The following is a 22699-nucleotide window of genomic DNA, read 5'->3' as shown; positions in this document are numbered from 1 at the left end:
TCAGATGTCAGAAGTTAAAGTCAGCCGCACGGGTGGCCTCATGGGGGCCAATGAAGGGAAGACCTTTGATTGGAACAAATTCAGGCAGGTCGCAAACCCCGAAATCATCATAGCCTTCACACTGTTCACGATTATTGCTGTCCTGGCCATCTTTGGTCAGTTTTTACAAACCCATGATCCGATGCAGGGCGACTTGCTGAAGCGATTCACACCTCCAGGTCAGGAAGGTTACATTTTTGGCAGTGACCACCTAGGGCGCGATTTATGGTCTCGTATGGTGGACGGCTTACAATGGTCAATGGCCTGCGCGCTAACAGCAAACGTGATCAACCTCTTCCTTGGCTCGACACTCGGACTTTTGGCAGCAGAAAAACCTGGCTGGCTTCGTATCATCGTTAACCAACTTGTTTATACGCTGCAATCACTGCCTGGCTTGGTGATTCTGATTTGTGTCGTTGTCGTCGTTGGTCAGGGTTTCTTGACGCTGGTTGTGACACTCGGGCTGTTGTCTTGGGTAGTTTACATGCGCGTTATCTACGCCGAAGCCTCCAGCCTGTTTCAACGTGAATATGTACAAGCCGCACGCTTGGCAGGCGTAAGTCGCTGGGCGATTATGTTTAAGCATGTACTCCCTGGCGTGCGTGCGAGCCTGTTCGTCATTTTTGCCTTCCACTTCGCTGGACTACTTATTGCCGAAAGCGCCTTGTCCTTCCTTGGTTTGGGTGCGCCGTTGGGTGTGCCGACATGGGGCAACATGCTGGCAGAAAGTCGGCAGTATATGATTCGTGCGCCTTGGATGCTGATTGTGCCAGCAGGCGCGATTGTAATGGCCGTTGTTACGATGAACTTGGTTGGCGATGGTATCGCTAGCCTCTCTCGTAAAAAGGGTCGGAGCATCGACGTTTAGGATACCGCCCCTCTTTAAAGTTTTAGACCGGAGCAATTATGGTTAAGCCTGTCGTGCGCATCGAAGATTTGCGCCTCGAGTTTCTAAGCCAAGCAGGGGCCCTTGAGGTCCTTAAAGGAATCTCCCTGACCATCGGCGAAGGAGAGATTGTAGGTGTGGTTGGTGAATCCGGATCAGGTAAATCTGTCACGGCCATGAACCTGTTGCAGCTACTGCCACGCACGAAAATCAACGTTCCAACAGGTAATATTACGGTCCTCGGGCATGAAGTGCGCGAGATGAATGAACAAGAGCTTCAGCAGATACGTGGCGGAGAGATTGGGATGATCTTTCAGGAGCCCATGACCGCTCTGAACCCCGTATTGCGCGTCAAAGATCAAATCAACGATGTCATTCTTCGCCATAAGGATATGTCTGAAGATGAAGCGGAGCAGCTTTCTCTTAAACTTCTCGCTGACACAAAGATCACCGACCCTCAGCGCGTATACGAATCTTTTCCGCACGAGTTATCCGGCGGCATGCGCCAGCGCGTGATGATTGCTATGGCGTTTTCTTGCTCACCTAAACTCATCGTCGCTGACGAACCCACGACGGCTTTGGATGTTACCGTTCAAGCTCAGATATTGGAGTTGTTAAAAGAACGCGCGAGAACCACGGGAACCTCAGTACTTTTGATTACACACGACTTAGCCGTGGTTGCCCAACTCTGCGATCGTGTCTACGTGATGTACAAAGGTAATTTTGTCGAAGAGGGGCTGACGAAAGATGTCATTGGTAACCCTCAACATATTTATACAAAAGCGCTGCTCAATTCATTACCTGAAGGTAAACCGGCTAAAAGCCGCTTAGCGACTGTCGCCGCCGCTATGCTGGAAGGTGGCACTACAAATGTTGATGCTGAACCCGTCAGACAGGTCACGCGCGTTGCGCGCACGGGTAACACGATTCTGCAAATTAAGAATGGAACTGTGCGATATCCGAAGGACTACAACTTCTTTGGTCGGCCTGTAAAATTCCATACGGCTGTTGATCACGTCAGCGTTGAAATCAAAGAAGGTGAAACTTTGGCGCTGGTTGGCGAGTCAGGATGTGGCAAAACATCCTTGGCCAATGCTGTTGTTGGACTGAACAAGCTCGCCGATGGAGAAATCATCTATCGCGGTAAAAACATTAAAGACCACCATATTGAAACACGGCGCGAAATACAGATCGTATTCCAAGACCCACAATCATCTCTGGATCCGCGTTGGCCGGTCTGGAGAATTATGACCGAACCTCTGACCGTCGGGAAATCTCCCAGCAAAGCAGAACTTCGCGAACAGGCCGTCGCCTTGTGTGAAATGGTCGGACTGGAAGCCAGTCAAATCGACCGTTTACCTCACGAGTTTTCAGGTGGCCAGAGACAGCGTATTGCCGTTGGACGCGCACTTTCTGTGCGCCCAAAACTACTTGTGCTCGATGAGCCGACATCCGCGTTGGACGTGTCTGTGCAAGCTCAGATCTTAAACCTACTGCTCGACCTTCAAGACGAGCACGGACTGACATATCTGTTCATCTCACATGATGTTGCCGTTGTGCGACACATCGCAGACCAAGTGGCCGTGATGTACCAAAGTAAAGTTGTCGAATCTGGAGACGCAGAGCAGGTTTTGACGGCCCCAACCCATGAGTACACGAAAACACTTATGGCGGCCGTGCCGAGCTTAGAACGCGCTTTTGTAGCCTAAGCTCCACGTTTCCCGCGCACATTAAACGTGAAACGGTCTGCTGCGCATCCAGCCCCTGCGCATGAGTATAGCTTTTCAGGAAACCATCCTGCATAGATTTTTATGCTAATAATTAAAATAATCATAGATAAATATACCTCTTAAATCGAGCAGCCTGTCACACTATTGCAACAAGTTAGGGGGGAATAAAGAATCCACCATTTCTATGGTTGCAATCAATTAACGAACGGCATTGGATGAGGTGGGGAGATCGTTTACCTGACATCGTTTTCAGCCATAGACCTTAACTATCGACATACGCCTACTGGCTTAGAAGACTGCAACCACCTAGATTGGGGGCCTAACAATGACTTTACGCTCAACACTACTTCAAACTTCTGCCGTGTGTGCTTTAGCACTTAGCATCGCTTTGCCAGCATCCGCGCAGCAACTCGCCATTGAGGAGATCACTGTTACCTCTCGCAAGCGCGCTGAGAATATTCAGGACATTCCATTGTCGATCTCCGCCTTTACGGTTGATCAATTGCGAGAGCAAGGTATCAGCAATATTCACCAACTGGCGGAACAGACCGCTGGCTTTGCCATGGACAAAGGTTTTGGCCGCTTCTTCGACCGACCGGTCATTCGCGGTCAATCCTCAATCCTTGGCAACCAAAACGCGTCGTTCTTTGTTGACGGCGTCTTTGTTGCCAACTCGATTTCATCAACTACTATTGATTCGCTTGAACGGATCGAAGTTGTGCGTGGGCCTCAGGCAGCCTTGTTTGGCCGTGCCACCTTCGCAGGTGCCATTAACTATATTACCAAGCGCCCGACGGAAGAACATGAAGGCCAGTTCAATGGAAAGTATGGCAGCCACGAGGACACTAAAGCCTCCCTATGGATGAGTGGGCCGGTGATCGAAGACAAGCTGTATTACTTCGCCGCAGCGAACTGGGACTACTATGGCGGCGAGTGGAACAACAATCTGGCACCAAATTCAGCAAATAACGCAAAATTTGGCCTGCCATTTTTGCCCGCATTTCAGGTCGCCCCAACCCGCGGTGACACCTCAAAGCTCGGCACAGAAGAAACCCAAGATCTAACTTTCAAGCTACTGGCCAAACCATCGGAGACAGTCGAACTAACGTTTAAGGGATCTTATAGTCAAGTTGACGATAGCCATTACCCAAGAACCCTCGCAGGTCGCGACGAGCACAACTGTCTTAACCCAGTAAGCGCCGGTGGTACGGCCCCTGATACATCAGCAGGATGGATTTGCGGCGAACTCGAAGCCCGTGACCCATCAACCGGGCAACCGCGTCAGGCTGTTTTGAACATCCCGGACTTTGTTGACGGTCTTGTGAATGATTTCGGGACAGTTATTGACCCTGCAAAACCGGGCCTTCAGCGAGAATCCTGGCGTTGGCTTGCACAGGCCGATATTGATATTGGCGATTGGGGTTTAATGACCCGGGCGGCCTACAACAAAGATGATGAGAACACAGCCTTTGACGGTGACACCATCGGCGAGCGCGCCATAGCTGGCACCGGTCTGCTTCAAGCTGCATTTACAAATGATTTCCGTGACTACTCACTTGAACTGCAGGTTACGTCTCCACAAGAGGAACGCTTAAGGGGTTTGGCCGGGTTAACCTATTATGACGAGGAAGAAATTGCGCAAAACCGCACGATTGGAACGAGCTTTGGCCCAATCCCAGGCACATTTGACCGGGTACAACCAGTTACCAGTACTGTAGAAAACTGGTCAGTTTATGCTCATGTTGAATATGATCTGACAGAAGACCTGACTTTTGTAGCTGAAGGTAGATACTCGGAAGACACAATTGGCGCTATTGCACCGGTTACAAGCACAGACGAGAGCGTCAAGTTTACAAGCTTCGCCCCGCGTATCAGTTTAGATTATCAAATGAATGATGATTTACTTTTTTATGGTCTCGTCTCCAAAGGAACCAAGCCAGGCGGCTTCAATGACGGACTGTTTGACGAATCCGACGCGTCCATCGCTGCGGCACGTGCGAACGGCACCATCGCCTTTGAAGAAGAAACGTCCTGGAACTATGAAGCTGGCATGAAGTCCACACTTATGGACGGACGCGCCACCTTTAACGTAAGTGGATACTTCATCGATTGGTCGAATCAAACATTGACCAACATCATTGAGGTAATTGATCGGCAGGGTGCCACAAGCTCCGCACCCATTCTCGTCAACCTCGGGGCTACAGAAATCTGGGGCGGGGAAGTTGAAGGAAATTGGGTCGCTACTGACGAATTAACCCTGGGCTTTGGTTACGGCCTTGCAAACTCGACCATCAAAAGATTCAATGATGATCAACATGCCTTGCTCACAGGCGAAGATGATCCAACCCTTGCCAACGGCGGTAACGTAGCTGGTAATCAGCTTCCAAAAAGCCCGAAACATACTTTGAACTTGAACGGTACTTATCGGGACAGCCTTTCTGCTGATGCAGACTGGTTTATTCGTGCAGACCTCAACATCGAGTCAAAGCGTTACACCTCTGTGTCTAACTTCCAGCACAATGGCGATTCCTACAAACTGAACCTGCGCATGGGCGTTGAAGCCGATAATTGGAAGCTGACCGGATATATCACCAATGCTTTGAACGACCTGACACCCAACAACATTCTCCGGTTCCGTGATTATCGCATCGCCTCAGGCAGCAACTTTTGTGGCGCAGCGGTTTGCGGGTCTTCCTCATGGCGCGGGTTCTTCTTCAATCAGCCTCGTGGCCGCGACTTTGGTGTAGAGGTGCAGTACAGCTTCTAAGACCAAGCTTTTAACATCGAAGAGAAGGGTCGGCCTCGTGCCGACCTTTTTTTATGCACCTAAGAAAGTTACGACTCGGTGCATCCAAAGGCTCTGCTTGGCGCATCTCTAAGGTAAGAACTGGTTTGCACACCCTCAACGACAGCCGTCCTTAATAAGGATGTGGAAAAACAAGCCAAATAGAAACGGTTGGAAAGGGCTATCCGATTGCCGCGATTACACGAATTGACGTTTGCAACCTAATAATCGCAGTAATTAGATACACAACAAAACTATGAACAAGAGTCCAATAACTTCATTATTATATAGTTTGGGAATATTTCTCACATATTACTTGGTCTATTACTGGGGTCACTGTATTCGTCTTTTTCAATACAAACATAGGCGTGTCTGTTTATTGATTTTTAATGAACCCAGGCGTAAGTTGTTAATTACTGAATACGCCTCTGGTTTAGCTGAGTGAGGACGATATGCTTACAGCTGAACCTAGTTTCGAAAGAATTGCGCTAAACCGCGTCACCTTTGGTGCGCGCGAAGTCGATGAAGCGTACGTCCAAGCTATTGGCTGGGACACGTATGTATCTGAGCAACTCAATCCCCCCCCTGGTGATGACAATGGCTTAGCAGCCCATCTTGCTTCTCAAACCATGAAAATCACCTACCGGGGACAACAGAACGCGCAAGGCGGCTGGCCCGACGTCGATGAAAACCGCCCGCTCAATTACCTAGCAGCCGATACTGAGACGCTTTTCAAAATTGCGATAGATGCTGGCAAAACTGTTTCATTCGCTGAGCAGGCCCGGATACAGCAAGAGATTGCCGCAGCATCTTGGATTAGAGCTGCACACGCGGAATTCCAAATCCGCGAATTCATGGTCGATTTTTGGCACAACCACTTCAATATCGGTCGGGGCGATAGTCAGTTTGGTTCGGCTACGCTTCCGGTTTATGACCGGGAACACATTCGCCCGCATGCGCTTGGAAACTTCCGTGAAATGCTCGAGTCCAATGCTACATCGACAGCAATGTTACTCTATCTGGACAATGCGAGCAGCGTCGCCAAGCTACCCAATGAGAACTACGGTCGTGAACTGTTAGAACTTCACACTTTGGGCGAAGAGGCCTACCTCGGCTATTCAGACCCTGCCGATCAAGGCCCCGTCGGCCTTGGGTCAGCTATTGGTGTGAAATCCGCTGGCTTCTCAGACTTAGACGTTATCGCAGCATCGCAAGCGCTGTCTGGCTGGACTGTTGAATTCGGACAACCAAACTCCCTTGGCGGTGGCCGCGCACCAATTACCGGGAACTTCTTTTACAATCCACTGCAACATAGTTCTGGTGCCCAGAAATTCATGGGCGTTTCTCTTTCGGGTAAAACTGAACCCATGGCGCAAGGGCAGGCCGTTTTGGATATCGCCGCGGGGCACGCATCAACCGCTGAGTTTGTATGCGGCAAACTTGTGCGTCGTATCTTCGGCGACAAACCACCTGAGGCTGTTCACAACCGCGCCGTTGCAGCTTGGAAACAACATCAAGATGCTCCCGATCAAATTAAGCGTGTGATGGAAGCTATTTTACTCGACGGTCCTGAAGTTGGACAAAACCCAACGGCCAAGATTCGCAGACCCTTCGAACGTATTATTGCTCTATTCAGAACAACCGATACCGTTGTGCATGCCCATCCCTGGATGGCCTATCTGCTGGAGCCACTGAAAGATGGCCTATTTACTTGGCCAGCACCGAATGGACGGCCAGATGTAAACGGCTATTGGTTCTCGACAACTGCAAATCTAACAACCTGGAACTTGTGTCTTTGGTTGTTTTATTTAAAAGAAATATCCACATCATTTGCCAATCAAACGCCATTAGACATTCAAGATTCACCCACGCAAATGGTTGAATTCTGGTTGGGGCGTATGATCGGGTACGAACCGTCAGAGCAGGTTGTAAACACTTTAATTGATGACGCTATTGGTCCTGCCGGTATTATGACAGGACTGAACTGGGGGGCAGCAGCGGATATTGAAAGTTCGTTCGCACGCCTAGCGGCACTAATTTCCACCACCGAAGAATTTTCCTTCCGATAGGAGAGACCCATGAGACTCACACGCAGAAATCTATTGCTCGGAGCTTCGGGTGGCGCATTTATGGCCACGATGGGTCCAGGGCTAAGAGTATCTATGGCAGCGGACAGCACGAATAATGAGATTCTCGTTGTTCTGTTTGCACGCGGCGGAGCCGATGGTCTGCAGCTTGTCGCACCGGCTGATGAAGCAGCCTATCAAAAAGCCCGCCCAAGCATCGCCGTCAAAGCGAATGGAATCAGCGCAGGGCTGCCTTTGGCAAACGGACTAAGCGGTGTCGACTTTTTTCTAAACCCTGATGCCCCGGAGCTTAACAACCTCTATAGCGGCGGCGACCTTGCTTTCATCCATGCCGCTGGAGTTCCAACAGAAAACCGTAGTCACTTTAAGTCCATGGATATGATGGAACGCGGCCTAGCTGATAATGAAAACAACCTAACGTCGGGCTGGCTAACGCGGCACTTGCAAACACTATCGCAAGACCGCCCATTACTCTCAACGATCTCAACCGCATCCAATAATCCGATATCCCTATTGGGATACCCTCAAGCCGTTAGTATTCCTGATGTGAAGGACTTTAATGTTGCGGGTGGAGACGTAAATGCTGAGGTAATCGCAGCCCTGAATTCAGGAAGTTCACCCTATCAGCAAGTGGCACAGCAAACTTTAGAGGCGATCAATACTGTACAAACGAAACTTGAAGGTCTGCCTGAAACTAACAATGATGACTCGTTATCTGAGAATGGTCCTGCCTATACGAATGGCCCCCTTTCTAAGGCGCTGAAGAACCTTGCCACTTTAATCAAAATGGACGTGGGACTGGATGTTGCAACTGTTGATCATGGCGGATGGGATCATCATAACAATCTAGTGAACGAATTCCGTGGTCAAGTGACGGAATTGTCTCAGTCGCTAGGCGCGTTCTGGGAAGATGTCGCAGACTACAAAGACCGCATTTCCCTTGTGTTCATGACAGAATTCGGTCGCCGACTGAACGAAAATGCCAGTAACGGAACAGATCATGGCTCCGGTTCGGTCATGATGGTGCTTTCAGGTAATGCAAATGGCGGACAAATGTACGGCGACTGGCCCGGCTTAAATACTGCAAATTTGGATAATGGGGACTTGGCCGTAACCACAGACTATCGCCAAGTGATCGCTGAGATTCTAGCAAAACGCCACAACAGCCCATCGCTTGAAACGGTATTTCCGACCGTGCCTTACGCCCCACTCGGAATAATTAACGGCGACGATACGGTGGTCACTCAACCGGCTCTTGCCAACACGACAACAGTGAGTGCGAGTTGAGAGAAGCTCTTTCGATAATCTCGAGGCTGTGCCTAAAACTTCAGATTAAATACTGAGCCAAATAGAATAAATATTTTGGCTAACAAGCCGTTGATGAGATCGCCACCTTAAATGAACTCGCCTAACGCTAAGTTTTAGCAGTCCAAGCGCCTAATTCATGGGCAACCTGATCCAAAACAGTGTCCCAGTCACCAACAGTAGGTTGACGAAAAACCCGGACATTTTGATACCATGGCACAGAATTGCCTTTTAATCCCCATCTCCATTCTGGGTAAGCCGGGACCATCACCCACACCTGTTGCCCCAAAGCCCCTGCCAGATGAACAGTCGTGTTGGACGTTGAGACCACCAAATCCATCGCAGCAACTTGCGAGGCTGCCGCATCAAAATCTTCCATCGGATTAACTGACTCATCAATAAAAATTTCAGCGCCGTATTGTTGAACTGCATCCCTAACGGTTTCTTTAACATCACCGTATTGCAATGAGACAAACAAAACGTTCTCCGTGGTTAGAATGGATCTCCAGTTATGCAACTGCAGTGATTTCGCTTGTCCAATTTGAGCGTTGATGCTGTGCCAAGAAATACCGACAATTTTCCGGCCAGAAGCCAACCGCTCATATGTCTTGCGAAGACGAGAGGTCTGCCCAATATCACTCTTTAGGTAAGCTTTAGGCTTTGGGAAAAATGATACATCCGATCTTAGGAATCGTCCTAAAGACCCCAAAGGAACCTGAGCGTCGAACTTTGGAACAAAATCCTCAGGCACCATGTCATATTCGTAGACTTCCAATAACGGGAAACTTCGGCGCAGTAACGTTACTAAACGTTTATCAACCTCAAGTGCAAAATGGGTCTTTCGGTCAACAAGGTCAGAGAGCTGACTGATAAACATAACCTGGTCTCCCAAGCCTTGTTCTCCCCAAATCAAGAGTTTCTCATCAGCCTGCGTTGAACCATTCCAAGCCGGAATCTTTTTAGTACGTGGGATAGAATTGAAATCTTTCATTCCCCACCTTGCCTCAAAGTTTTCCCAGCCGGTTGACCACTCTCGCTGTAATAGATCCAGACAAGCCAGAGCAAATTTTGCCGCCGCCGATTCTGGATCAAGTAAAACTGCTTTAGTGAAGTCCGCATAAGCACCATCAAGGTCTCCAAGCGGCTGCTTAACCTCTCCTCGATTAACGAGAGTCTGAGTGTTATCTGGACATACCCTTAAAACTGAATCATAAAACTCAAGAGCCTCCTCAATCGCTCCCTGTTGCTTTTTGATCAGGCCAAGAGTCATTTTTGCTTTTGCCCAGTTTATTGATCCAATCTCCGCTACTTTAACAGCGCGTTCCAGGTCAACCTGAGCCAAATCGTACTGTCCAGTTTCTCTATACAATTCCCCTCTGTTAAACAGCAGTTCTGCATTTGTCGGGGCAATAGTCAGAGCCGCCGCAAACACATTATCGGCCTCTATCACACGGTTGAGTTCCCATAACGCCAAAGCTTTGACATTGTGGGCCTCAATCAAATTAGGGTCGATTGCAGCAGCCCGCGCCGCCATTTCCAGAGCAGAAACAGCATGTCCATCATTAAGCTCATATCGCGCTATATTCGCGAGGACACTCGGAATGTTAGAGTCAATCACGAGCGCATCCTCAAAACACTTTCTAGCCTGAATCTGCTGCCCTAGCGCCTCATGAGCCATGCCGAGATCATTCAGAATACCGGCATCGGTTGGCCGCCGACGTAGTGCTTTTTCCAACCATTCTAAAGCCACATCAGGCTCTCCTAAGCCTAAAAAGGCAACGCCTTTCAACCACAATGCATCCGCTTGCAGAGGTTTCTTTTTTAGGACAGCAGAATAAGCAGAGATCGCAGCCTGAAGGTCCCCGACCTTATGACTTGCCAAGCCCTTATCAAGAAGCGCAGCAATCTTAGGAGTCAATGCGCTCACTCGCTACACCTCAAGAGGTGTGCCAACCAATGGTCAATTACCTCACATCTAAAATCGTCTAGAATCGGGCTCATAGACCTTATCGCCTTACATTTTAATTTACAGTGTCAGAATTTACTCCGATACCGTTTTATTACAAAGCATGAGGGTTGCACGATACATTTTAGCGTGGAAGTTTACAGATACTCTTCCGTTAGTATTTTGGTGTGATCGTAAAGATGGGTTGGCAATTTTGGGTAGACCGTGGCGGCACCTTCACAGATATCGTGGCCTGCTCTCCAGATGGGCGCATAATGACGTCGAAGTTGCTGTCGGAGAACCCTGAACACTATCAAGACGCCGCCGTCGAAGGTATTCGTAAACTCCTAAACATTCCCAAAAATGCGCCGTTCCCTTCACAAGATATTGACGCAATCAAAATGGGAACCACAGTTGCTACCAATGCACTATTAGAACGGGGCGGAGAAAAAACGCTACTCGCCATCACTAAAGGGTTTGCAGACGTACTTACCATTGGAACTCAACAACGCCCCTCACTGTTTGAATTGCATATCCGTCGGCCCTCGGCTTTGTATTCTGACGTCATCGAAATCAATGAACGGCTGTTGGCAACCGGGGATGTTGAAAAGCCGTTACACGAGTCCGACGCGTCTCACAAATTAAAGAAGGCTTTTGCTAAGGGGTATCGCTCAGTTGCTATCGTGTTGTTGCATGCAGACAGGCATCCACAACATGAATCCCGCGTTGCAGAACTGGCAAAAGAAATCGGCTTTACACAGATATCAACATCATATGACGTTATCCCATTGATGAGGGTCGTTAGCCGTGGAGAAACCACAGTGGCTGACGCCTATCTGTCCCCAATACTATCGCGTTATGTCAATCAGATCAGAGAAAGTATTGGAAATACACGTCTATTCTTCATGCAATCCAATGGTGGCTTAACAGACGCAGTGAAATTTAGAGGTAAGGATTCTGTTCTTTCCGGCCCCGCAGGTGGTGTTGTTGGTATGGCCGGAATTGCTAAGGATTCTGGAATAGATAAGGTCATCGGCTTTGATATGGGTGGCACATCTACAGACGTCTCGCATTATGCTGGCACGTTTGAACGCAGCTTTGACTCTGTCGTCGCGGGCGTAAAACTGCGCGCGCCGATGATGGACATTCATACTGTGGCAGCCGGTGGCGGGTCCTGTTGTGTTTTCGATGGCCTCCGCTTACGCGTCGGTCCGGAAAGTGCCGGCGCAAACCCCGGCCCCACCGCATATCGCCGCGATGGACCGCTAACAGTGACCGACTGCAATATTTTACTCGGTCGCATACAGCCTAAATACTTTCCAAATGTTTTCGGGAAGTGCGCCAACCAACCGTTAGATCTTAACGCCGTACAACGTAAGTTCTCTGAAATGGCACAGACAGTAAACTCTGCCCTAGGCGAAAAAAAGTCTGAGGAAATGCTGGCGCAAGGCTTTCTAGACCTTGCTATCGAAAATATGGCAAACGCCATCAAAACAATTTCAGTTCAAAAAGGACACGACGTCTCTGCATACACCTTAGTAAGTTTTGGCGGCGCAGGTGGGCAGCATGCCTGTCGGGTGGCCGATGTTCTTGGTATGACTCAAGTTCTTGTGCACCGATACGCAGGCGTATTATCAGCTTATGGCATGGGACTAGGCGCGTTGAGAGCTCTGAGAGAGCAAACTGTATCAAAAACGTTAGATCGAGCGAACCTGGCTCAGATTGGAATCATATTCGAAAAACTGACAGCAGCTGCAACGCAGGATTTGTTAGATCAAGGTGTGCCAGAACAACAGGTCGAAGTCATAAAACAAGTTCACGTGCGATATGATGGGTCCGACACCGGATTGCCGGTTTCTTTTGATCCACCTAGCGATATTACTAAGACTTTTGAGCGCTTTCACGAAGAGCTGTTCGGCTTCATCCAGGACGGCAAAGCCCTGGTTATAGAAACAGCTTCAGTCGAAGCGGTTAGCCGTCGCGATAGCAGTCGAGCAGACCAATCATTACCGTCAAAAAGTCCTGAGGCAAAACCACCCAGACCCATTGACAACATCGACATGTGGTCAGAATCAAATTGGATAACCGCACCTGTGTTTGATGCCAAAACATTAGAACCCGGAAAGTGCATTAGGGGACCGGCCCTCATTACTGCATCAGACGGAACCATTGTGGTCGAAGCAAATTGGCAATGCCACGTCCAACCTCAGCGCGATTTTTTATTAAAGCGTGCTGCAAAGAAGGCAGCTCGCATCGCAATCGGCACGCATGCTGATGCCATTCAAATTGAGATTTTTAACAGCCTTTTCATGTCAATTGCTGAACAGATGGGAGCGGTTCTTCAAAACACAGCCCATTCAGTTAACATCAAAGAGAGGCTGGATTTTTCCTGCGCCGTTTTTGATTCAACGGGCGCCCTTGTCGCGAATGCGCCACATATGCCCGTGCATCTAGGCTCCATGGGGGAAAGTGTGCGCGCCGTCATTCAAGCCCAGAAAGGACGCCTAAAGCCACAAAGCGCATTTGTTACCAATGCTCCCTACAACGGCGGCACTCATCTTCCAGACATTACAGTTGTAATGCCGATGTTTGATAAAACATCGGACGAACTAATATTTTTTGTCGCAGCGCGTGGCCATCATGCTGACATTGGTGGGTTAACCCCTGGCTCTATGCCCCCCCATAGCCATAACATCCTCGAGGAAGGCGTACTTTTAGATGCCTTACCGCTTGTTGTAGGTGGTCAATTTCTCGAACAAGAAATGTGCCAGATTCTGAGCGGCGGTTCCTATCCTTCGAGAAATGTGAGTCACAACATTGCCGATCTTAGGGCGCAACTGGCAGCCTGCAATAAAGGCGCAAAAGAACTGCAAAAGGTGGTTAACGAGTATGGCTTAGACGTCGTCAAAGCCTTCACACAGCATGTGCAAGACAATGCTGAGGAAGCTGTAAGGCGGGTGTTGGATTCTTTAACTGATGGGCGATTTACCGCACCGATGGACGATGGGGGAGAAATTCACGTCTCTATTGCTGTCAATCGTCAGGATAGATCAGCCACCATTGATTTTACGGGAACATCTCCGCAAAGACCTACTAACTACAATGCGCCTAGCGCAATTTGTAAAGCCGCAGTGTTATATGTGTTTCGTACTCTTGTTAATGATGACATCCCGATGAATGAAGGATGCCTGAAACCTTTAAACATCATTATTCCAGAAGGGTCGATGCTTAACCCAACGCACCCTGCAGCGGTCGTTGCTGGAAACGTAGAAACCTCACAAATTGTATGTGATGCATTGTATGCGGCATTAGGTCGCCTCGCAGCAAGCCAGGGCACTATGAACAATCTGACCTTTGGCAATGCGGAGCATCAGTACTACGAAACACTATGCGGCGGCACGGGGGCAAGTGCAGATTTTGATGGTGCAGATGCAGTTCACAGTCACATGACCAACTCTCGATTGACGGACCCCGAAATTCTGGAGTGGCGTTACCCAGTGATCGTAGATTCCTTTTCAATCCGAGCAAATTCAGGCGGCGCGGGTCATCACTGCGGTGGTCATGGTGCTGTGCGCAAAATAAGGTTCCTCGACTCTATGTCAGTCGCGATATTGTCTGGTCGTCGTACGACTTCCCCCTTCGGACTCAATGGCGGGGAAGACGGTTTGCGCGGCGAGACCCTTATAGAACGCGTCAATGGTGATATCGAAGCCCTTGCGTATTCGGATGCTGCTGACGTGCAGTCTGGAGATAGAATTATCGTCAAAACACCAGGTGGCGGTGGCTACGGCTCAAAGAACTAAGAACAAATAGCGTTTATCTGTTACTGAGCCACATCCTAAATTGACGAGCCCATATGAAAACGCCAACAACCTCAGCAACGCGACCTAAAGATGATGGATTCTTTATGCCACCGGAGTGGTGCCGCCACGCCCGCACATGGACGACCTGGCCAGCTTGTTCTGACGCCTCGGTCAACTCCGAACTCAAGGACACACTTTCAGAGATTATTCAATCGGTGAGAGAGCTTGAACCGATTACCGTCGTGGCAACCAAAGGCAGCTATGATGACGTTGCGAACCGTTGCGGTCCAAAACTAGATATCATTACAATCCCACACGACTCGCCTCGCATCAGAGATACTGGGCCCACATTTCTTGTCGATGGCAAAGGCGGGTCAGCCGCTGTAGATTGGAAATTCAATTCATGGGGTCAAAACGATCAGGGCAACGAAAGCGATTCAAAGTTAACTCACACCCTACTTGGGGAGGCTGAAGTAAGACGATTCCGCGCTCCGTTGACCCTCGAAAGCGGTACCTTTTGTAGTGACGACAATGGCACGCTCATCGTTTCATCTGCGGCTATTTTTGACAGCAAGCGCAACCCCAACTTGTCACGCCTGGATGCCTTCGACATCCTGACGTCTTGGCTCGGGGTTCGACACGTTATCTGGTGTGATCAGACACTGGGCAAAGATGTTTGGAAGAGTGAATTGCGACGCAGTTGCGTTTTTGCGCGCTCGGGACATGCCTTGGTCGGAAAATCTTCTGACGATGATATGGCTGGCCCGTTAGATTTAACTGCTCAACACCTGGCTCAATCAGAAGATGCTCGGGGAGCACGGCTTACCGTTGAACGTATTCCGGTGGTTTCCCTGCCAGAGGGGATTGCCACATACACAACTTTTTACGTCCTCAATGAAGCCGTCCTCTTACCTAAATATGGAGCGCCGGAAGACGATGTCGCGTTAAGCCTTATTCAGCCCTACTTTGCAAGTCGGAAGATCATCCAGATCAATTGTATTCCCTTGCTGAGAGCGAATTGCAGTCTCTCTAGCTTGCTGCAATATCAACCAGCACGACTACTGGAAAGGCATAAAGCAACACTGTTACCGAAATCTGCTTGGCACCGCCCCGTTCCTGACTATGAGGGCCTCTTGGACAGTTATATTGAGCGTCTAGAAAATGAGGATTAATCCCTCGTTCTCAGCATGAAAAGTCAAGGTTCTTGCCAATTGAAGCTCCGGCGCGTAGGACACCTTTACAGTTTAATTCCTGGATAGGCAGTATATCTTGTCGCAAGTCCTTCCTTATATTTATCTGATTATCGGCCTCGTTTTACTGAGCGGTGGTGCGGACTACCTCATTAAGGGGGCGGTGGCGGTAGCCGCTCGTTTCAATATATCGCCTCTGGTTGTTGGTCTAACCATTGTTGCTCTTGGAACCTCTCTCCCTGAATTGGTTGTGTGTGTGAGAGCCGCCTTGGAGGGAGCTTCAGGAATCGCCGTGGGTAACGTAGTGGGGAGCAATATCGCAAACATTCTTTTTATCCTCGGGGCTGGTGCAATAATGTGCCCAATTGCAGCCAACAGAGCGCATTTCATACGTGACAGTTCCATAATGATTGGCGCGACAGCATTATTCATCGGCGTAGCTTTTACAGGGTCGTTCGGTAGTGTTTCCGGAATGATTATGTTTGCACTACTGATCGCTTTTCTGTTTTTTTCTTATGCACAGGGCAAAAAACACGGGATAGACGATCTCAGCATGCTCGACCTTGATGAAGCCGTGCCGGAAGCTATTGTCGCACCGGCTGTTGCTGCTTTCTGGGTTATTGGTGGGCTGGCTGCCGTTGCCTTAGGAGCCGACCTTCTGGTCAACGGCGCAACGACAATTGCGCGCAGGATCGGCGTAAGTGAAGAAGTCATTGGCTTGACGATGGTCGCCGTTGGGACCTCTCTGCCAGAACTGGCCACCGTGGCAGCTGCGGCCGCAAAGCGCCATACCGACCTCATTGTTGGTAATGTGATGGGAAGTAACATCTTTAATATTCTTGGTGTTATGGGTGTAACAGCGATAGTTGAGGAGGTTCCAGTCGCTCATCAGATCTTATCGTTTGACGTTTGGGTCATGCTTGCAGCAGCTGTGATTCTGGTTCCTTTTATGCTCTCTGGTAACACGCTATCCAAACGTGAAGGACTTGTTTGTTTGCTTCTATACGTGGCCTACATTGGCATTCAATACGCAGGCGTTGAGAACTTTGTCTGATGGTACAGGAAACGCATAAAACCATTTTGATAACGGGCGGAGCCAAACGTATTGGCCGTGCACTGTCTGAAGCTTTAGCTGAAGATGGATGGAATATTGCCATTCACTATTTCGGCTCAAGTGAAAGCGCTGAAATCTTAGCGCACACTCTTCAACAACATGGCTGTCAGGTCGCAACGCTGTATGCCGACCTCAGTGATGAGGATGAAACACGGAAGTTAGTAGCGTCTGCAACAGATGCCCTTGGTCCCTTGGGTGCCCTAGTTAATAATGCTTCAATTTTTGAAGAAGAACAGTGGGATGAAGTAACCTCCTACTCTTGGGCACGGCATTTGAACGTGAATCTGCATGCCCCCTTTATCTTAAGCCAAGACTTTGCACGTGCATTGCCGTGTGAGTCCCACGGAATCATTACCAATATAATTGATCAAAGGGTGTTCAATCTCACACCAAATTTTTTCTCTTATACCATCAGCAAATCAGGGCTGTGGGCAATGACGCAGACCTTAGCCTTGGCGCTTGCGCCTCGGATACGGGTGAATGGTGTCGGCCCAGGCCCAACACTTGCGAACGAACACCAAACGGAAGAGACATTTATGGCTCAAGCGCGCGCTACTCCGCTTCAACGAAAAGTAGACGTTGAAGATATTGCAAATGCGGTTAAGTATTTGCTCGGTGCATCAGCCGTCACCGGGCAGATGATCGCCGTTGATAGTGGAGAGCACCTTGGATGGGCCCAACCGGTTGAAGGACGACATAAAGATGGCTGATATCAGAAAAAAACGAGTCATCGAGCCGTTATACATAGCAAATGCAGTGGATCAGGTCCGCCACGTCTTTGTTCGCGACCTTGTGCTCCCCTGCGATATTGGAATCCATCCTCACGAGAGAGGGGTGCCACAGAGAGTCCGCATCAATCTAGACCTCGCGGTCACTGATGATGGAAAACCGCTTTCAGACCGTCTTGAGAACGTGGTGTGCTATGAGGATGTTGTCACACGCATTCGTGCTATTACGGCTGACGGGCATACAAACTTAGTAGAAACTCTCGCAGAACGAATCGCACAAACGTGCTTGCAACACCCTGACTGCCATACGGTCAGGGTGCGTGTGGAAAAACTCGACGTTTTCGAAGACGTCGAGAGTGTCGGCGTAGAAATTGAGCGCCGCACCCCATCCTAAGACAGTCTCCAGGCATTTAACGTGTTGATTTGTAATAAAATCTAAACTTCGAATCAGCGTTACTCTCCAACTTAGAACTTTAGTCAAGTAAGTTGTGCACACGGATTTATTTGATCTTTGAACTCAATAGCAGGCGATGACTTTTCCCTATTTGCAACGTCTTGTTTTCCAGTTTATTATATTTTATCTATACATCTCAGATACTTAGAGGGTTTTTCAGAAAATAAACCTGAATAACTCTTTTCTTGGTTATTTTACATGGCCTATGGCTTGCAGTTCATATTCCCACAGACTTTTCCACAGCTTTCCTGGATATCCTCACCTTATTCCCTGAAGTTATGTTCAGCGGTTGACCGAACATGACATCAGTGCCAAATCCGGGGGATGGAACGTTCAAGCAACACAAAGAATTCTGGTAGAGACCAACCAGCTGAAGCCGTGCCTAAGGGTTCATATACGCCCGGTCAAAAGCTCGGCAACGGCTTAAAGGTCATTTCAGATGCCCTCAAGAACCTTCCAAGCCGCCCTGGTGTTTACAGAATGATAAATGCATCAGGAGATGCGCTTTACGTTGGCAAAGCCAAAAATCTAAAAAAGCGTGTCACCGCTTATACGAAGATAGAGCGCCTTCCTATGCGACTGCAGAGGATGGTCACCGAAACCGCTCATCTGGAAATTGTCACAACCCATACCGAAGCTGAGGCATTGCTGCTTGAAAGCAATCTCATCAAGCAACTTAAGCCACGATACAACATATTACTCAGAGACGATAAATCTTTCGCCTACATTATGATCACAGGAGATCACGCGTTTCCCCGTGTCATTAAACACAGAGGAGCACGCAAAGCTCAGCATCAATATTTTGGGCCCTTCGCTTCTGCAGGAGCCGTGAACCATACGCTGACCACATTGCAGAAAGCTTTTCTGCTCAGAACGTGTTCAGACAGTGTCTTCGAAAATCGATCAAGGCCGTGCTTACTCTATCAAATCAAAAAATGCTGCGCACCTTGTGTCGATGCAGTGCCACAGGAAGTCTATGCTGACCTGATACGTCAGTCGCGCGATTTCCTAAGTGGTGAGAGCCGTGAAATTCAACAAGACCTCTCCCGGCGCATGGAAACAGCCAGCGCAGAGTTAGATTTTGAAAATGCAGCAATATATCGTGATCGCATCCGTGCCTTAACGTCTGTTCAGAATCATCAAGATATTAACTTACCATCAACGGAAAACACCGATGTCATTGGTCTGCACCGTGAAGGTGGCCAATCTTGCATCCAAATCTTTTTCTTCCGTGGCGGCCAAAACTTTGGCAACCGCGCCTATTATCCGTCTCATTCTGCTGATGACGATGATGGCGAAATCATAGAAGCTTTTCTAGGGCAGTTTTACGATGCGGCCCCAGCCCCCCGCACCATACTTGTAAGCCATCCTCCCCCGCACAGGGCCCTCATATCAGAGGCTTTAGGTATACGCACCAATCATAAGGTCGACATCATAGCCCCACAAAGAGGGGCCCGCCGAAAACTGATTGATCATTCCAAATTGAATGCTCGAGAGGCATTAGGCAGACGCATGGCGGAAAGTTCGGCCCAACGAAAGCTGTTGGAAAGCGTTGCAGAAATATTTAGTTTACCAACTTCGCCTGATCGCATTGAAGTCTATGATAACTCGCATATATCAGGAACGCATATGGTCGGCGCTATGATTGTCACTGGCGCAAATGGCTTAGAGAAAAATTCTTATCGGAAATTCAACTTAAAATCTGAAGACCTGGTCCCGGGCGACGACTACGGTGCTATGAAAGAAGTTCTGCAGCGCCGATTTGGCCGCGCCCAAAAAGAAGATCCAGAACGCACCAAGGGAATATGGCCAGACCTTGTCCTTCTTGACGGCGGACAAGGTCAACTTTCGATCGCCTATCAGACGCTAGAAGAACTTGGTATTAATGACGTTCCAATGGTTGCCATTTCAAAAGGCCCAGATCGAAACGCTGGTAGGGAGCAATTTCACAGGCAAGACAAGCCGCCATTCACCTTGCCACCATCGCACCCGGCGCTTTATTTCCTGCAACGCTTGCGCGACGAAGCACATCGGTTTGCGATTTCATCGCACCGCAACAAACGATCTCGAGCAATAGTGCAATCTGAACTTGATCAGATTCCTGGCATTGGAGCCCAACGAAAAAAGGCACTTCTTCATCGTTTTGGATCAGCGAAGGCCATCGGGCAAGCTGGAACAGAGGATTTAGCCGCAGTTGATGGTATCAGTGCAGGGCTGGCAAAAAAGCTCTATGATCATTTTCACCCTGATCAATAAGTCATACTAAAAACTTAGGCCTGATGGAAATTACCTGTGCTCAACCTTCCCAACATTTTAACGCTTTCAAGAATTTTTATCATTCCTGTTGTCATTTCACTTTTTTACTGGGATAGCGCCACAACACGCTGGGTAATGCTCGGACTGTTTATTATCGCCGGAATCACAGACTTCTTTGACGGTTATATCGCCCGGCGGAGCAATCAGGTCTCACCGTTCGGTCGTTTTCTTGACCCAATTGCAGATAAGCTGCTGGTTGCCGCATTGCTTTTAATGCTCGTCGGGTTTGAGCGCATGAGTACCTGGGCTTATTTACCTGCGGTGGTTATTCTAACCCGTGAATTGTTAGTCTCAGGATTACGTGAGTTCCTTGCCCAAACACAGGTTAGTGTGCCCGTCTCAACTTTAGCGAAATGGAAAACCACGTTGCAAATGTTTGCTCTGGGATTCTTAATCGTCGGCACAGACGCCCCATCTTGGATACCGGCTCAATTGATTGGTGAGATTGGCCTATGGTTAGCCGCCCTGCTTACTCTCATTACGGGATATGATTATTTGAAGGCTGGCGTTGTTCATATGCTTGATGAAGAAGAGTCTATTGCAGCCAAAAACAGTAAAACTTTGGAGTAGATCTTCGTGGCAACGACCGTCCTATATTTTGCGTGGATCAAAGAGAGAATTGGCACTGGCAAAGAACATATAGAATTTCCTAATGATGTATCCACCGTTGCAGACGCGATCGGTGTCTTAAAACAATTGAGTCCCCAACATGCCAACGCTTTGCAAGATATGACTCGGGTGCGTGTTGCGGTTGACCAGACTCATGTGCCATTCGATGCTTCAATAAAAAATGCCAGTGAAATCGCATTTTTTCCTCCCGTTACAGGAGGGTAATTATGATACGCGTTCAAGATAATCCATTTGACCCAGGCGCTGAACTAAATACGTTCTTAGCACGCAACCCCAACTCTGGTGGTGTTGCCAACTTTGTCGGGCAGGTGCGCGATTTCAATAGCCTAGATGTTGATAATAACGAATCGCCACCATCACGACCTAAGAACATCATCTCCAGCTTGGAGCTTGAGCACTACCCAGGCATGACCGAGAAAGAACTGAAACGTATTTGTGATGAAGCAAAGTCTCGTTGGCCGCTAGACGATATGATTGTCATCCATCGATATGGTGTGATGACACCTGGGGATCCGATTGTACTGGTTTGCACGGCAGCCACCCACCGGGGAGATGCTTTTGCCGCCTGCGAATTTGTTATGGATTGGCTTAAGACTCACGCTCCCTTTTGGAAACGTGAGCATAGCAGCACAGGTGCCTCTTGGGTTGAGGCAAAAGAAGTTGATGATGACCGGTCGACCAGATGGAACAGATCCGCCACTGAATCAAAGATTAAATGAGACTAGGCTGCGCTAGACTCTGAACTTGCCGTTTTTCCAACGGTAATGTCGTAAGCTTCCATCAATGTCCGGCAAACTTTGCCAGGCGTAAAAGTATAGCTACCAATCGCGCTAACAGGAGTGACCTCAGCTGCTGTGCCGGTCAAAAAGCACTCATCTGCGTCGGCCATTTCCTCTGGCATTATGGCCCGCTCAATCACGTCGTATCCCTGTTCTTTGGCCAAACCAATAACAGTGCGACGCGTAATGCCGTCCAAGAAGCAATCCGGTGTAGGGGTATGCAACTTTCCTCCCATCACGAAAAAGACGTTTGCCCCTGTCGCTTCAGCAACCTGCCCACGCCAATCTAGGAGAAGCGCATCGTCTAGACCTTTCCGCTCTGCGGCATGCTTTGACAAGGTACAGATCATGTACAGTCCGGCAGCTTTTGCAAAAACAGGGGCTGTTTGTGGCGAAGGTCTACGCCACTCCGATAAGTCAAGTTTAAGGCCCTTTAATCGTGCTTCCGGAGAGAAGTAGGATGGCCATGGCCAGACAGCGATGGCGACATTTATTTTCGACGCTGCCGCAGTAATTCCCATTAATTCGCTACCACGCCATGCGATCGGACGAACATAACCATCCGTAATGTTGTTGGCGCGGATCGCTTCGTAGGTAGCGACATTGATGGCGTCCTGATCATAGGGAATTTTCATATCCAGCGTTTTCGCCGAGAAAAACAAGCGCTCCGTATGCTCTTCAAGCTTAAAAACCTTGCCGTTATAAATGCGCTCTCCTTCAAAGACTGAAGAGGCGTAATGCAAAGCGTGGGTCAACACGTGCAGCTTAGCGCCACGCCAAGGCTGGAGTTCACCGTTGAACCAAATATAGCCGTCCCGATCATCAAAGGGCTGTATAGACATTAGAGGAATCTTCCTTATGCCGTCTCTGTACGTCCTATGTGAGACATATTATTAATCAAAATGAAC

The 22699-nt window shown here is 48.9% G+C and carries 16 protein-coding genes; 14 read left to right on the top strand and 2 right to left on the bottom strand.

Annotation, left to right across the window (positions count from 1 at the left end):
* Positions 1–4 precede the first annotated feature (4 nt).
* The 5 genes from RIC29_06975 (at position 5) to RIC29_06955 (ending at position 8814) form a co-directional block, all read left to right on the top strand.
* Complete coding sequence (locus tag RIC29_06975) at positions 5–907, top strand: ABC transporter permease (GenBank protein MEQ8734649.1); 903 nt, start codon at positions 5–7, stop codon at positions 905–907.
* Positions 908–945: 38 nt separating this feature from the next.
* On the top strand, positions 946–2634 hold the full coding sequence (locus RIC29_06970; GenBank protein ID MEQ8734648.1) for an ABC transporter ATP-binding protein: 1689 nt from the start codon (positions 946–948) through the stop codon (positions 2632–2634).
* A 346-nt stretch (positions 2635–2980) separates the two neighbouring features.
* A complete protein-coding gene (locus tag RIC29_06965; GenBank protein MEQ8734647.1) occupies positions 2981–5422 on the top strand; it encodes a TonB-dependent receptor in 2442 nt (813 codons plus the stop codon).
* 470 nt (positions 5423–5892) lie between these two features.
* A complete protein-coding gene (locus tag RIC29_06960; GenBank protein MEQ8734646.1) occupies positions 5893–7509 on the top strand; it encodes a DUF1800 domain-containing protein in 1617 nt (538 codons plus the stop codon).
* A gap of 9 nt (positions 7510–7518) precedes the next feature.
* Positions 7519–8814, top strand: a complete 1296-nt coding sequence (locus tag RIC29_06955; protein MEQ8734645.1) for a DUF1501 domain-containing protein — start codon at positions 7519–7521, stop codon at positions 8812–8814.
* A 127-nt stretch (positions 8815–8941) separates the two neighbouring features.
* On the opposite strand, the gene RIC29_06950 is transcribed toward RIC29_06955, so the two are convergent.
* A complete protein-coding gene (locus RIC29_06950; GenBank protein ID MEQ8734644.1) occupies positions 8942–10759 on the bottom strand; it encodes a tetratricopeptide repeat protein in 1818 nt (605 codons plus the stop codon).
* Positions 10760–10977: 218 nt separating this feature from the next.
* On the opposite strand from RIC29_06950, the gene RIC29_06945 reads away from it, so the two are divergent.
* The 9 genes from RIC29_06945 (at position 10978) to RIC29_06905 (ending at position 21731) form a co-directional block, all read left to right on the top strand.
* Positions 10978–14580 carry a hydantoinase B/oxoprolinase family protein gene (locus RIC29_06945; protein ID MEQ8734643.1) on the top strand — a complete coding sequence of 1201 codons (3603 nt, stop codon included), beginning with the start codon at positions 10978–10980 and terminating at the stop codon, positions 14578–14580.
* 53 nt (positions 14581–14633) lie between these two features.
* Complete coding sequence (locus RIC29_06940; protein MEQ8734642.1) at positions 14634–15752, top strand: agmatine deiminase family protein; 1119 nt, start codon at positions 14634–14636, stop codon at positions 15750–15752.
* A 97-nt stretch (positions 15753–15849) separates the two neighbouring features.
* Positions 15850–16824 carry a calcium/sodium antiporter gene (locus RIC29_06935; protein MEQ8734641.1) on the top strand — a complete coding sequence of 325 codons (975 nt, stop codon included), beginning with the start codon at positions 15850–15852 and terminating at the stop codon, positions 16822–16824.
* Complete coding sequence (locus RIC29_06930; protein MEQ8734640.1) at positions 16824–17594, top strand: SDR family oxidoreductase; 771 nt, start codon at positions 16824–16826, stop codon at positions 17592–17594. Before RIC29_06935 ends, RIC29_06930 begins: the two co-directional genes overlap by 1 nt.
* Positions 17587–18006 (top strand): dihydroneopterin aldolase, encoded by a 420-nt coding sequence (locus RIC29_06925; protein MEQ8734639.1) that lies wholly within the window; start codon positions 17587–17589, stop codon positions 18004–18006. The genes RIC29_06930 and RIC29_06925 overlap by 8 nt, the downstream gene beginning before the upstream one ends.
* A gap of 384 nt (positions 18007–18390) precedes the next feature.
* A complete protein-coding gene (uvrC, locus tag RIC29_06920; protein MEQ8734638.1) occupies positions 18391–20322 on the top strand; it encodes an excinuclease ABC subunit UvrC in 1932 nt (643 codons plus the stop codon).
* A 36-nt stretch (positions 20323–20358) separates the two neighbouring features.
* Positions 20359–20952: a CDP-diacylglycerol--glycerol-3-phosphate 3-phosphatidyltransferase gene (pgsA, locus tag RIC29_06915; GenBank protein MEQ8734637.1), complete on the top strand. Its 594-nt coding sequence runs from the start codon at positions 20359–20361 to the stop codon at positions 20950–20952.
* 6 nt (positions 20953–20958) lie between these two features.
* Positions 20959–21216, top strand: coding sequence for a molybdopterin converting factor subunit 1 (gene moaD, locus RIC29_06910; GenBank protein ID MEQ8734636.1), 258 nt, complete (start codon positions 20959–20961; stop codon positions 21214–21216).
* A 2-nt stretch (positions 21217–21218) separates the two neighbouring features.
* Positions 21219–21731 carry a molybdenum cofactor biosynthesis protein MoaE gene (locus RIC29_06905; GenBank protein MEQ8734635.1) on the top strand — a complete coding sequence of 171 codons (513 nt, stop codon included), beginning with the start codon at positions 21219–21221 and terminating at the stop codon, positions 21729–21731.
* A 2-nt stretch (positions 21732–21733) separates the two neighbouring features.
* On the opposite strand, the gene RIC29_06900 is transcribed toward RIC29_06905, so the two are convergent.
* Entirely contained in the window at positions 21734–22633 is a 900-nt protein-coding gene (locus RIC29_06900; GenBank protein ID MEQ8734634.1) for a branched-chain amino acid aminotransferase, read from the bottom strand.
* Positions 22634–22699 lie beyond the last annotated feature (66 nt).

The sequence above is a fragment of the Rhodospirillaceae bacterium genome (assembly GCA_040219235.1).
Lineage (GTDB): Bacteria > Pseudomonadota > Alphaproteobacteria > Rhodospirillales > Rhodospirillaceae > WLXB01.
The sequence above is the reverse complement of the archived record's forward strand: the minus strand, read 5'-3'. Positions and strand labels throughout refer to the sequence as shown.